This is a genomic window from Mesorhizobium sp. M5C.F.Ca.ET.164.01.1.1 (genome assembly GCF_004792125.1).
Taxonomy (GTDB): Bacteria; Pseudomonadota; Alphaproteobacteria; order Rhizobiales; family Rhizobiaceae; genus Mesorhizobium; species Mesorhizobium wenxiniae.
Map to the genome: position 1 here is coordinate 239853 of NZ_SRTG01000005.1, position 13604 is coordinate 253456.

At 63.8% G+C, this 13604-nt stretch carries 7 protein-coding genes; 2 read left to right on the forward strand and 5 right to left on the reverse strand.

What is annotated here, in order from left to right:
• The first annotated feature begins 177 nt into the window (after positions 1-177).
• Both EN807_RS25370 and EN807_RS25375 read left to right on the forward strand, forming a co-directional pair.
• On the forward strand, positions 178-3324 hold the full coding sequence (locus EN807_RS25370; RefSeq protein ID WP_135937126.1) for an efflux RND transporter permease subunit: 3147 nt from the start codon (positions 178-180) through the stop codon (positions 3322-3324).
• Between the two features lie 67 nt (positions 3325-3391).
• Positions 3392-4885: an aldehyde dehydrogenase family protein gene (locus EN807_RS25375; RefSeq protein WP_135937127.1), complete on the forward strand. Its 1494-nt coding sequence runs from the start codon at positions 3392-3394 to the stop codon at positions 4883-4885.
• 166 nt (positions 4886-5051) lie between these two features.
• Here the strand turns inward: EN807_RS25375 and EN807_RS25380 are convergent, their stop codons facing one another.
• The 5 genes from EN807_RS25380 to EN807_RS25400 form a co-directional block, all read right to left on the reverse strand.
• The gene (locus tag EN807_RS25380; protein WP_135937128.1) at positions 5052-6761 is read right to left on the reverse strand and encodes an APC family permease; all 1710 of its coding nucleotides are present in this window, start codon (positions 6759-6761) and stop codon (positions 5052-5054) included.
• 283 nt (positions 6762-7044) lie between these two features.
• Positions 7045-9414: an aminomethyltransferase family protein gene (locus EN807_RS25385; protein ID WP_135937129.1), complete on the reverse strand. Its 2370-nt coding sequence runs from the start codon at positions 9412-9414 to the stop codon at positions 7045-7047.
• Between the two features lie 303 nt (positions 9415-9717).
• The gene (locus EN807_RS25390) at positions 9718-10347 is read right to left on the reverse strand and encodes a sarcosine oxidase subunit gamma family protein (RefSeq protein WP_135937130.1); all 630 of its coding nucleotides are present in this window, start codon (positions 10345-10347) and stop codon (positions 9718-9720) included.
• The gene (locus EN807_RS25395) at positions 10340-13324 is read right to left on the reverse strand and encodes a sarcosine oxidase subunit alpha (RefSeq protein ID WP_135937131.1); all 2985 of its coding nucleotides are present in this window, start codon (positions 13322-13324) and stop codon (positions 10340-10342) included. Before EN807_RS25395 ends, EN807_RS25390 begins: the two co-directional genes overlap by 8 nt.
• The gene (locus EN807_RS25400) at positions 13324-13599 is read right to left on the reverse strand and encodes a sarcosine oxidase subunit delta (RefSeq protein ID WP_127316088.1); all 276 of its coding nucleotides are present in this window, start codon (positions 13597-13599) and stop codon (positions 13324-13326) included. The genes EN807_RS25395 and EN807_RS25400 overlap by 1 nt, the downstream gene beginning before the upstream one ends.
• Positions 13600-13604 lie beyond the last annotated feature (5 nt).

A 13604-nucleotide genomic window follows, 5' to 3' on the forward strand; every position in this document is an offset into this window, starting at 1 on the left:
CGGCAGGTGCCCGATTGTCGAGACGTCAGGTCGATGTAACCCCCCACATCGATCCCCGCGTCCCACCGCGATGAGTGTCTCTCCGCTCGGAAAGCCTCGCCGCCCGGAAGCCAGCATTAGAAGCTCCGTGGGCATGCCATGTGCGTGCGCTGACGATCAGACAAATGGACTGGCGCTATGACCACCGACACCAATGAGAAGCGGCCCTTCAATCTTTCGCGCTGGGCAATTGGGCACCCGAGCATTGCGCGGTTCCTGTTCGGCCTGATCATCGTTGCCGGTGCGCTCGGCCTGATGCGCATGGGCCAGAAGGAAGACCCGGACTTCACCTTCCGCGTCATGGTCGTCCAGGCTGTCTGGCCGGGGGCCTCGATCCAGGAGATGGAGGACCAGGTCGTCAACAAGATCGAGCGCAAGCTGCAGGAAACGCCGCATCTCGATTTCGTCCGTTCCTACACGCGCGCCGGCAGCGCCATCATCACCTTGCAGGTGGAAGGCGACACCAATCCCACGCAGGTCGCGGATGCCTTTTACCAGGTACGCAAAAAGGTCGGCGATATCGCCAATGAGCTGCCTCAGGGGCTGCTTGGGCCCTACTTCAACGATGAGTTCGGCGACACTTTCATCACCCTGCATTCGATCAGCGGCGACGGCTACAGCTATCCCGAGCTGAAGAAACTAGCCATCCAGGCGCGTGACATGCTGCTGACGACGCCCGGCGTCGAGAAGGCCGTGATCATCGGCGACCAGCCGGAAAAACTCTACATCGACGTTTCGTCCAAGGTGCTTGCCGAGCGTGGTCTGACGCTCACCGATCTGCAGAACGCGATCAAGGGCCAGAACAATGTCGATCCGGCAGGCTCGGTCGATACCGGCCAGCGTTCGGTGCGCATCTCGGTCGAAGGCAGCGTGACGGAGGCCGCCGACATCCGCGAACTTCGCCTGCGCGCCGGCAACCAGGTGACGCGCCTCGGCGACATCGCAACCGTGACCACAGGCCTCGAAGACCCCTATCAGCGCAAATACCGCTTCAACGGCCACGACAGTGTCCAGGTCGGCGTCGTCATGGCCAAGGGCTTCAACGTCACCGATGTCGGCAAGGAGGTCGAGGCGACCTATCACCGCTTCGAAGAAGCGTTGCCTTACGGCGTTTCGGTCGATCAGATCGCCGACCAGCCGGAAGTCGTGCGGGAAGCGGTGAGCGAGTTCATGAAGGCGCTTGGCGAGGCGCTGCTGATCGTGCTTGTTGTCTCGTTCCTGACGATCGGCTGGCGTTCGGGCCTGGTGATCGCGATCACCATTCCGCTCGTTCTGGCCGCCACCTTCGCCATTATGTACGAGATCGGCATCGATCTGCAGCGCATTTCGCTCGGCGCGCTGATCATCGCGCTCGGTCTGCTCGTCGACGACGCGATGATCGTCGTCGAAATGATGGAGCGCAAGCTCGAGGAAGGACTGGTCAAAATCGAGGCGGCGAGCTTCGCCTATACCTCGACGGCCTTCCCGATGCTTAGCGGCACGCTGATCACCACCGCCGGCTTCATCCCGGTCGGCTTCGCGGCCTCGACGGCCGGTGAATACGTACGCACGCTGTTCTACGTCGTCGGCATCGCGCTGGTCGTGTCCTGGTTCGTGGCGGTCTACTTCACGCCGTGGCTCGGTCACATGATCCTCAAGCAGCGAAAACACGCCGGCAACCATCACGATGTCTTCGACACGCGCTTCTACCGCCGGCTTCGCGCCACCGTCGGCTGGTCCGTGCGCCACCGCATCATCGTGCTGGCCATGACGCTGGTGACCTTCGCCACCAGCCTGTGGGCGTTCCAGTTCATCCCGCAGAATTTCTTCCCGCAGTCATCGCGTCCGGAAATCCTTGTCGACCTCTGGCTGCCGGAGGGCACCAGCATCAAGGAAGTCGAGACGCAGGCCAAGGCGCTCGAGACCAGGATGATGGACGACAAGGACAAGCGCTTCATAGCCACCTATATCGGTGAGGGCGCGCCGCGCTTTTTCCTGCCGCTCGATCAGCAGCTTCGCAATCCGAACTTCGCCCAGCTTCTGGTGATGGCCAATGACGAACCGGCCCGCGAGCGGCTGATCGTCAAGCTGCGCACCATTCTGGCCGAGGATTTCCCGTCGGTCCGCGCCAAGGTTGACCGCCTGTTCCTCGGGCCGCCCACGGGCTGGCCGGTGCAGATGCGCGTCATGGGTCCGGATCGCCAGGAGGTGCGCCGCATCGCCGACGAGGTGAAGGCGAAGTTCCAGGCAAATCCGCTGCTCGGCGCCGTCCACGACGACTGGCTGGAGCCGGTGCCGGAGATGAAGCTGGTGATCGACCAGGATCGCGCCCGTGCGCTTGGCGTCACCTCGCAGCGTATCCGCCAGATGCTGCAGGCAACCATGTCGGGCGCGCCGCTCGATGATTTCCGCGACGGCGAGGAGACCGTTTCGATCGTCGCCCGCGAACCGGAAGCAAGCCGTCACCTGCTGTCGGCGGTCGACTCGGTCTCTGTCCCGACGGATTTCGGTGGCTTCGTGCCTTTGTCGCAGGTCGCCAAGGTCGTCCCGGTGCTGGAGCAAGGCGTCGAATGGCGGCGCGACCGCCTGCCGACCATCAGTGTGCGCGCCACGTTGCCGGACGGCGTGCAGTCGAACGATGTCGTCATGAAGATGTACAGCGAGATGCAAGGCCTGCGCGACGGTCTGGCGCCCGGCTACAACATCGAGATCCAGGGCGGCGCCGAGGATTCGGCCGAAAGCCAGGCCTCCATTGCTGCGAAAGCTCCAATCATGCTGGCCGTCATCGTCGTGCTGCTGATGATCCAATTGCAGCATTTCGGCAAGGCGATGCTGGTGCTGGCGACCGGTCCGCTCGGCATCATCGGCGCTGCGGCGGCACTTTTGATCAGTGGCGCGCCCTTCGGCTTCGTCGCCATCCTCGGCGTGATCGCGCTGCTCGGCATCATCATGCGCAACTCGATCATTCTGGTCGACCAGATCGACCAGGATATAGCGGCCGGCATGGAACGCTCGGAGGCCATCATCGGCTCGGCGGTCCGCCGTTTCCGGCCGATCATGCTGACCGCGCTGACGGCGGTGCTGGCGCTGATCCCGATCTCGCGCGGCGTCTTCTGGGGTCCGCTCGCCTATGCCATGATGGGCGGCATCCTCGTTGCCACCGTGCTCACCATCCTCGTCCTTCCGGCAGGCTATGCCTTGTTCTTCGGCAAGGAGCGCAAGAAGGCCGAGGATGCGGAGCAGGCGGCCGAGCCGGGGCTGGCAGAAAACGACGACAGACCGCGACTGGCTCTGGCCGCCGAATAGAGCTGTTGGCAGATGTGACGTCCAAGGGTTAAATCCGCCCATCGGCAGAGCGCTGGAGGAGGACGTCATGACCATAGCTCAGGCACCGGTGGCGCTGCGCCAGCCGATCGACGGACGCCACCGTCGGATGTTCGTCGATGGCGCCTGGCTCGACGCCCGTTCGGGCCGCATCATGGAGACCCGCAATCCGGCAACCGGCGCGGTCATCGCCACGGTGCCGCGCGGCGACCGCGATGATATCGAGCTGGCGGTGGCCGCGGCGCGCAGGGCCTTCGACGGGCCGTGGAGCCGGTATAAGCCCTACGAGCGACAGGTGCTGCTCCTCAGGATCGCCGACCTCTTCGAAAAGCACTGGGAGGAGATCAGCCGCTCGGACACGACCGACATGGGCATGCCGATCGTGCGCACCCTGGCCAACCGCAACCGCGTCATCGGTATGCTGCGCTACTACGCCGGCATGGCGACCTCCCTGCATGGCGAGACGATCGAGAACTCGCTGCCGGGCGAAATCGTCTCCTTCACCCGCAAGGAGCCGGTCGGCGTCGTCGGCGCCATTATCCCCTGGAACGCACCGACGGCCGCTTCGATCTGGAAGATCGGGCCGGCGCTTGCCGCGGGCTGCACGGTGGTGCTGAAACCTTCCGAAGAGGCGCCGCTGACGCCGCTTCTGGTCGCCGACATCATGAACGAGGCCGGCGTTCCGCCAGGCGTCGTCAACATCGTGACCGGCACCGGTGCCGAGGCAGGTGCCGCACTTGCCGAGCATGTGGGTGTCGACAAGATCGTCTTCACCGGCTCGACGGCAACCGGTCAGTCGATCGTCCGCGCCTCGGCCGGCAACCTCAAGCGCGTCTCGCTGGAGCTTGGCGGAAAGTCGCCGGTCATCGTCTGCGCCGACGCCGATCTCGACAGGGCGGTGCCGGTCGCGGCGATGTCGGTGTTCGCCAATTCCGGCCAGATCTGCATCGCCGGCTCGCGCCTGTTCGTCGAACGCTCCATCCATGACGAGTTCGTCGAGCGCCTGGCGGTCTATGCCAAGGGCCTCAGGATCGGCGACGGCATCGACCCGGCGACCGAGATCGGCCCGCTCGTCTCCGAAAAGCAGCTGCAACGGGTCGCCTCGTATCTCGAGGCCGGCACGGCGGAGGGCGCGACCCTCGTCACCGGCGGTGAACGCCTTATGGAGGGTGCGCTGGCCGCCGGCAATTTCCTCGCGCCGACGGTTTTTGCCGATGTCTCGGACGACATGAGGATCGCGCGCGAAGAAATCTTCGGGCCGGTCATCTCGGCATTGCCGTTCGATACGCTCGACGAGGCGGTCGAGCGAGCCAACAATACGCCCTACGGTCTTGCCGCAGGGGTCTTCACCCAAAATCTCGCCACCGCCCACCAGCTTTCCAGGAAAATCCGCGCCGGCTCGGTCTGGGTGAACACCTATCACGCCATCGATCCGGCCATGCCTTTCGGCGGCTACAAGATGAGCGGCTACGGCCGCGAGGGCGGTGCCGAGCACCTCGACGACTATCTCAACACCAAGGGCGTGTTCATCAAGATCGATTGAGTCTCACGCGGGATATGGCATGAAACGAAAAAAACCGCCTCGGCGGCGGGTCATCGGTGCCAATCGGCACTACAGCTAAATCACTAGCATTACTGCCGGCACAAAGCAAGAACAAATGTACAAGGGGATCGAGCGCGCATCGCGCGCTCAACCTTTGAGGCGGAGGTCAGATGACGAACAGCCAATTGGCGAGCAGCATCACCACGACGCCGGCGATCAGCGTCAGGTAGGGCAGGATGCCCGCCTTTCTGACGGCGAGATCGGATGAGGTCATGCCGAGATCAGCCAGCATGTGGTCGGGGAATTTGCCCTTGTCCTGGATGTAATGCCGGAAGCAGAACACCGGGATGATGAGGGCAGCCGTGATCAGTCCTGCCCACAGCGCCATCGGGTTCCAGATCTTTGCACCGGCGCCCATGAAGATCATGTTGACATAGGCAAGGATGGCGCCGAGGCCGAGCAGCCAGCTCGGTGCCTTCCACGGCCGCGCGATATGGCCGTTGTCGATGCGATGGATCCAGCCGGCATTGAGGTTGAGGAAGTTGAAGATGATGTAGCCGCAATTCGACACGGCGAGGATGAAGAAGAAGCTGGTCGCGTCGGCCGAAGCGATGGCCAGCACGGCCAGATTGAAGATCAGGTCGGTCCACATCGCCCGCGTCGGGGCGCCGTGCTCGTTGACATGGCTGAGATAGCGCGGCAGCCAGCCGTCGACTGAGCCCTGATAGAGCGTCCGCGAGGACCCCGCCATCGCTGTCATGATGCACAGCACCAGTGCCAGGATCATCAGCATCACCAGAAGGCTATGGATCAGCTGTCCGCCACCGACCATCCCGGCCAGGGCATCGGCAACGCCGGAGCCGTCGACGATCGGGGTCGCCAGCATGCCGTTCAAGCCGAGCACGCCCTGGAAGGTGAACGGCACCAGGATGAACAGCAGCATGCACAGCAGGCCGGAATAGAAGATCGCCTTGAAGGTGTCGGTGCCGGGGTTCTTGAACTCGGACGTGTAGCAGACGGCGGTCTCGAAGCCGTAGGTCGACCAGGCGGCGATGAACATGCCGCCGAGAACGAGCGTCCAGCCGGCGATGTTCCAGGCACCGGACTCGGGCGCATAGGCGGCCGCCAGCGGCACCAGCGGCGAAAAGTTCGCCCAGTCGATCTGGCCGGTGACGATCGGCACGACGCCGACGATCAGCATCGGAATGATCACGAACAGGCCGATATATTTCTGCACGTTGGCCGTGCCCAGGATGCCGCGATGCTGGATGGAGAAGATGATCAGCATCAGCGCGGCGCCGATGAAGAAGGTCGCGTTGAAGGTGAAGGAGACGGGACCCAGCGTGTGCCCGTAGAGCGTCCAGGTGCGGATCGCCGGTGTGGCGGCCGCGCTCACCGCCGCGATGGCGTCGGCGACACTCGCCCCGGCATTAGCCGCGATATAGGCGGCGACTTCGGGCGAGGTGTCGGTAAACAGCGGCACCGGCGCCAGCGCGTTGAGGATGTAGGCGGCGGCGATCGAGCAGCCGAGCGACAGCACCGGCGACCAGGCGAACCAGTTGCACCACACCGACAGTGGCGCGATGAACTTGGAATAACGCAGCCAGGCGGTGGCGCCATAGATCGAGGCGCCGCCGGACTTGTTCGGAAACAGGCCGGCGATTTCCGCATAGGTGAAGGATTGCAGGAAGCCCATGATCATGGACACAGTCCAGATCAGGAAGGCCAGCTTGCCGGTCGTGCCGGCAATGCCGCCGATCGAAAACAGGACAAGGGCGGGAACGCCGCTTGCCACCCAGAAGGCGCCGCGCCAATCGATATTGCGGTGCAGCTGCCCTTCGGCGGGCGGCACCAGGGCAGAGACTATCGTGCTCATATGTGTGGATTCCCCATTTTGATGTTCCCATCGGCGACGGCCGACACCTCGCGGTGCGTCACCGACGCACGCGTTGAACGACCTCAGGCGTTTTCCGCTCAGTAGTATTTTTTTCTTGGCAGTGAAGATTGACGCGTCACGCTTTCACGTCAAGCATTTTGTGAAGCTGTGCACATCGCAGATGCGGAACACGCGCCGGCGGCACGGGCCGCCAGCTGATTTCAGAGGAGGAATCGACTTTGCACAGGGATGACTTGCGCCATTCGCGATCCTTGAACCGGCGTCAGGAGCGCGGTCTGCTCTTTTGCGGATCGTAGTGGGCGAAGGGCACGACGCGCGCCGGCAGCCGCTTGCTATGACCGTCGAGCTTGCCGATCTCGACCTCGGTGCCGATCGCGGTATGAGTTACGTCAAGTCTTGCCAGCGCGATGTTCTTGTTCAGCACCGGCGAGCGCATGCCCGATGTGACGACGCCGATCTGGGCGCGGCCGACATGGACGCAGTCGCCATGGCCGACCGCGACATTGGAATCGATGTCGAGGCCGACCAGTTTTGTCTGCGGGTTTTCCTTGCGCCGGATCAGCGCCTCGCGGCCGATGAAATCGTCGGTCTTGGTCTTCAGCGGCACGGTGAAGCCGATGCCGGCCTCGAACGGATCGGTCTGGTCGGAAAATTCGTAGCCGGCGAAGATCAGCCCGGCCTCGATGCGCACCATGTCGAGCGCCTGCAGCCCCATCGGCTTCAAGCTGTGCGGCTGGCCGGCATCCCAGATAGCGTCGAACGCCTTCTCGGCGTCACGAGGATGGCACCAGATCTCGTAACCGAGTTCGCCGGTGTAGCCGGTGCGCGAGACGACGACCGGAATGCCGTTGCCGCCGCCGATGCGGGCGACGGCGAAACGGAACCATTCGAGCTCCTCGATCGACGGCTGCAGCGGCGAAGTCCAGATGATCTCCTTCAGGATGTCGCGGCTCTTCGGTCCTTGCACGGCGACATTGTGCATCTGATCCGTCGACGAGCGCACCAGCACGTTGAGGCCGAGTTTTGTCGCCGTCTCGCGCAGCCACTCGCCGGAAAGGTCGTCGCCGCCGACCCAGCGGAAATTATCCTTGCCGAGCCTCAGCAGCGTGCCGTCATCAATCATGCCGCCATGCTCATAGCACATGGCGGAATAGACCACCTGGCCGACGCCGAGTTTCTTGATGTCGCGGGTCAGCATGTATTGCAGCAGCGCTTCGGAATCCGGGCCGGTGACCTCGAATTTGCGCAGCGGCGACAGGTCCATGATCACGGCATCCTGCCGGCAAGCCCAGTATTCATCGATCGGGCCCTCCTTGGCAAAGGAATTGGCCAGCCAATAGCCCCTGTACTCGACGAAGTTGCGGGTGTGCTTGGCAAAGCTCGAATGAAAAGCGGTCTCGCGGGTCATTTTCGGTTCCGAATCGGGCGTCATGCGTCTGGCGATCGCTCGCGAGAATTTGTGCTGGCCGGAATAGGTCCTCACATGGATGTCGGTGAGGTTCCAGCCATTGGCCGGTGTCGTGTCGTCCGGGCAGGCCGACGAGACACAGACGATGTCGGTCAAGGCGCGCAGCAGCACATAGTCGCCCGGCCGCGACCACGGCTCGTCGGAAACCATGACGCCATGCGCGTCGATCGCGGTGTTGAAGAAGAAGTTGATCGCCATCCAGCCGGCGCGGGGTCTCACCCCCTTGTCCGACAGCGCACGGTTGAAATTCTCCGAGCAGTTGGGATGACCGGGATAGCCGATGTCGTCGTAATATTTGGCGGCGCAGGCGAGCGCGAAGGCATCATGCCGGCCGCATGTGTCCTGCACCACCTCGACCAGCGGCTCCATGTCCTGGTCGTAATATTTCGAGTGCAGGCCAGGCATCGGATAGCTCGAACCCATCAGCGTACGGGTCGTCGTCACGTCGAGCGGATGGTCGCGTCCCTTGTCGAGCTTGCGCGCCGAAAAGCACTGGAAGTCCGTGCATTGGCGCCCGTCGACATCGATGATCTGCAAATAGTCGCCAGCTTTGACGAAGTAGGATTCGGCCGTCGCCGAATGGACGCGCAAGTCGAGCACTGGATCGGCCAGGGGATCGCCAAGCCTAGACTTCTTCGTCGGACGGATCGTCGCGCGCCGCACGATGATGCTGAGCGGCGTCGCCGTGTCATGGCCGTCGACCGGCATCGGCCCACCTGGGGCGGCGATGAGCATCGAGCCATTTCGGGCTACGGTAAAACTCTGTTCGGTGCCGGCAGGGGTGGCGCCACCGAAGACGCGAACCGTCTTTGCCTGATCCAGCTGCACCTGGCGTCGCTGCAGCCCAAGGCGCAGTGCGGCGAGGCTATCGTCGCCACCGGCCAGCAGCGCCTTGATGCCGGCGGCATTGCTGTTCGATTTCTCGCCGAAAATGCCGGCGTCGGTCGCGCCGGTCTTGTCCCATGCCAGCAGCTCGCAGGCTTGCCCGCCTTCGACATTGCGTACGCTGATCGTGTCGCCGGCCTCGACGTCGATGAGCACCGCGCCATTGCCTCCCACATGGTAGCGCTCCATGCCAGCCGGCAGCGCCATCTGGCCGGGCCGCAGGATCAGGCTCGGCCGGGGCGGTCCGGCTGCGACGGCGGGGTAGGGCGACTGGTTCATCTCAACCCCAGTTTCGAGAAACAAGTTTGCCTGTACGTGAAATTATTTTAGCGGCAAGAATAGCAGTGCTTGCAGTTTTGGCAAGGCGGGCCGACTAGGTCGGCTCTCCCTTCTCCCCCTGTGGGAGAAGGTGGCCGAGCGCAGGTCGGTCGGATGAGGGGTGCTGGCGGATCGCAACGGTCAGGATGTAAGCGCCCAGAAATCATTTGATTCTTTGACACCGAATTTCTTCCAACACCCCTCAACCGTCTTGGCGCTACGCGCCAATCCACCTTCTCCCACAAGGGGAGAAGGGAAGGCGGGCTACGCCAACTCCTCTAAGTAACGGATGTCGACGCCGTATTCGGCGGCCGCGTCGAGCATCGTGTGCCACAGGCTTTCGGCGAAGGTTGCAAACACCAGAAGATTGAACAGCGCCTGCCCATCCGGCCGGTCATCGCCGCGCCAGAGATTGACGCTGGTATGGTCGATCGACGTCGCGGCAGCGGCGCCGATCGGAAATGCTGCCGGATGCAGATCGATCGACGACAATTTCGCCAGCATGGTGCGCGCCTTGGCTCCCGAGACGCTGATCCAGGCGCGCGCATGCGACTGGTCCGACAGCGAGGCGGATTGCGAAAACGCCTGGCTCAATGTGTTTATTGTGTACTTACCGCCCTTCGATAAGACAAGGAACTGATCCGGTCCCGACCAGATGAGCATCAGGTCCGAAGCGCTGACCGCCTTCGGCACATCCGGAGCCGCCATGCCGAAACGGGCTGTGGTGGCGCTTGCCAGTTCCGCCCCTTTGCCGCGCCGCGCCATTAACTGGATCAAGTCGAAATTGCGAACTTCAGTGAGGAAAATGCCCGGCGCGACCTCGCGCTCGCCATAAGCGCCCGCAACAAGCGCGTGCTCCAGCGGACTGCGGCGAAGCCACGAAAATTCAGCCACGCTGGCGCCCTCCATCCGGATCGTAAAAGACGGGATTGCACAGCTCGACATCGTAATCCTCGCCGCGGAGCGGGTCATGCGCATGGACGATCTCGCCGATCCGCTCGCGCCCGCGCTCGACAAGCGCCAGCCCAATCCACTGGTCGAGCGTCGGCGAGAAGCAGACCGACGTGACATAGCCCTGATCGTTGGCGGAACCCGGTAACTCGCCCTTCGGAATGACATGTGCGCCGGAGCGCAGGCGGCGCTTCTTGTCGGTCGGCTTGATGCCAACCACGACCTGCCGATCCGCTGCCGCCAGCGCCTCGCGCCCGGCCATGACGCGGCCGATAAAATCCTTCTTGGTCGACATCATCTTGCCGAGCCCGAGGTCGGCGGCCGTCGTCGTGCCATTCAGCTCCGGTCCGGCGACATGGCCCTTTTCGATGCGCATGACGCCGAGCGCCTCGGTACCGTAGGGGGTCACGCCGAATTGTTTTCCGGCCAGCATCAAATTGCGCACCAGCGCGTCGCCGTAGCGGGCGGGAACGGAAATCTCGAACGCCATCTCGCCGGAGAACGAGATACGGAACAGGCGCGCCCTGATGCCGCCGCGAAGGGATACCTCCCGGGCGCCCATGAACGGAAACGCCTCGTTCGACAAATCCTCGGCTGGATCGATCATTTCTCGAAGCAGGTCCCGGGTCTTCGGCCCGGCAATCGAGAATTGCGCCCACTGGTCGGAAACGGAGGTCAGTTGCACGTCGAGTTGGGGAAACAGCACCTGCCGGCAGAATTCGAGATGCTGCATCACCGGCCCGGCTTTGGCGGTGGTGGTGGTCAGAAAATAATGGTCCTCGGCCAGCCGCGACGTGGTGCCGTCGTCATAGACCATGCCGTCCTCGCGCAGCATCAGCCCGTAGCGCGCTTTTCCCACAGCAAGATTGGAGAAGGTGTTGATGTAGACGCGGTCGAGGAAGGCGCCGGCATCCGGTCCGTGCACGTCGATCTTGCCAAGCGTCGAGACGTCGCAGAAGCCGACGCCAGAGCGCACCGCCTTGACCTCGCGGGTGACCGATTCCAGCCAGTCCTTCTCGCCGGCGCGCGGATACCATTGCGCGCGCTTCCACAGGCCGGTGTCGACGAACACCGCGCCCTGTTCTGCTGCCCAGTGATGCGATGGCGTCAGCCTTGTCGCATGGAAGTTCTCATCGCGATGATGGCCGGCGAAGGCGCCGATGGTGACCGGCACATAGGGCGGACGGTAGATCGTCGTGCCGGTCTCGGGAATGGACTTGCCTGATACCGCCGCCAGGATGGCGAGGCCGGCGACGTTCGAGGTCTTGCCCTGGTCGGTGGCCATGCCGAGCGTCGTATAGCGCTTGAGATGCTCGACCGATTCAAAGCCTTCGCGCTGCGCCAGTTCGACGTCCGAAGCGGTGACATCATGCTGGTAGTCGACAAAGGCTTTGCCTTTGCCTGCGACATGCCAGAGCGGAGTCAGCGAAAAAGCCTCGTCGTCGGCGACTGGCGGCGTGCCGGCATTACCGTTGTGTCCCGCACTCTGTGCCGCTGCCGAGCCGGCGGCAAACCCTTGGCTCAGGCATGCGCCGAGGCCGAAGGCGCCGTTGGCAGCACCGGCGGCCACCATGCCCGGAGGGGCGCCGTCCGGCACGAATGCCGATATATCGTCCTGCCATTTCGGCCGGCCGCGATGGTATGAGGTCAGCCCGACCGCCGGGTTCCAGCCGCCGGAAACGGCAAGTCCGTCGGCTTCGACTTCGGCGCGTGCGCCGCCGGTCAGCGATATCGAGATTTTCCTGACACCGTCTTTGCCGCCTTCGACACCGGCGACCGAACCGTTCAGCACGGGAAAGCCGGCTTTGGCGGCAAGCGCGCGATGCGCGGCGGACACGTCTGGGCGAGCATCGACGACGGCCGCGATCTGCAATCCGGCACTGAGCGCGGTCTCGACCGTGCGCCAGCCATCCTCATTGTTGGTGAACAGGGCGATCCTCTTCGCAGGGGTCGCCGCATAGCGCGCGACATAGGTCCGCATCGCCGAAGCCATCATCACGCCGGGCGTGTCATTGCCGGCAAAGACGATTGGCCGTTCGATGGCGCCGGCGGCAACGACACAGCGCTTGGCCACGATCCGCCACAGCCGCTGGCGCACCTGGTGTTCGGGCGGCGAGGGCAGATGATCGTTGACCCGTTCGATTGCCCCGTAAGTCCCGCCATCATAGACGCCGAACAGCGTCGTGCGGGTCATGATGCGGACGTCGGGCAGGGTGGCGAGTTCGGCCAGGGTGCGGGAGATCCATTCGGCCGCCGGCATGCCGTCGATCGTGCCGCCGTCGGCAAGCAGGCGGCCGCCGAGCGCAAAATCCTCCTCGCACAGGATGACGCGGGCGCCGCAGCGCCCCGCGGCGAGTGCTGCCGCCAGCCCGGCCGGGCCGGAGCCGGCGATCAGCACGTCGCAATGCGCCCACGCCTTGTCGTAATGGTCGGGATCAGCGACACCCGCCGCGCGGCCAAGGCCGGCGGCGCGGCGGATCGCCGGCTCGTAGATCGCTTCCCAGAATTTTGCCGGCCACATGAAGGTCTTGTAGTAGAAGCCAGCAACGAAGATCGGTGAGAACAGCTGGTTCACCGCCATCAGGTCGTGGCGCAGCGACGGCCAGCGGTTTTGGCTGGCGGCTTCGAGACCGTCATAGAGCTCGGTCGTGGTCGCTTTGGTGTTCGGTTCCCGGCGAGCGCCCGTGCGCAGTTCAACCAGCGCGTTGGGTTCTTCCGAGCCTGATGTCAGGATGCCGCGCGGACGGTGGTATTTGAACGAGCGGCCGACCAGCTTGACGCCATTGGCGATCAGCGCCGAGGCAAGCGTGTCGCCCTGGAAGCCGGCAAAGGTTTTGCCGTCGAAGCGAAAATTCAGCGGCGCCGAGCGATCGATGAGACCTCCGCTCTCCAGCCGGTGCGTCTGCGCGTGACTAACCATCAGGCGCCAACCTTTGCAGCGCCTGCGCCCGCCGCCGGCTCGACCGAGGAAATCTCGTGGGTCAGCGTGTTGCGGGTGATCTTCAGCCAGGCCCGGCAGCCGCCAGCATGGTACCAATGTTCGCTCATCGCACCGGCAATGTTGTCGCGCAGATAGACATAGTCGACGACGTCGTCCTCCGGGGCGCCGGCTGCCGGACGCACCGGCTTGGCGTCGCCGAGATAACTGAACTCGCCGAGTTCGCGTTCGCCGCAGAAGGGACAGACAATACGCATGCTTT

Excerpts from the sequence above, each read along its gene's own strand:
- EN807_RS25370 (WP_135937126.1), top strand. The coding sequence starts at position 178 with ATGACCACCGACACCAATGAGAAGCGGCCCTTCAATCTTTCGCGCTGG.
- EN807_RS25375 (WP_135937127.1), top strand. The coding sequence starts at position 3,392 with ATGACCATAGCTCAGGCACCGGTGGCGCTGCGCCAGCCGATCGACGGA.
- EN807_RS25380 (WP_135937128.1), bottom strand. The coding sequence starts at position 6,761 with ATGAGCACGATAGTCTCTGCCCTGGTGCCGCCCGCCGAAGGGCAGCTG.
- EN807_RS25385 (WP_135937129.1), bottom strand. The coding sequence starts at position 9,414 with ATGAACCAGTCGCCCTACCCCGCCGTCGCAGCCGGACCGCCCCGGCCG.
- EN807_RS25395 (WP_135937131.1), bottom strand. The coding sequence starts at position 13,324 with ATGGTTAGTCACGCGCAGACGCACCGGCTGGAGAGCGGAGGTCTCATC.
- EN807_RS25400 (WP_127316088.1), bottom strand. The coding sequence starts at position 13,599 with ATGCGTATTGTCTGTCCCTTCTGCGGCGAACGCGAACTCGGCGAGTTC.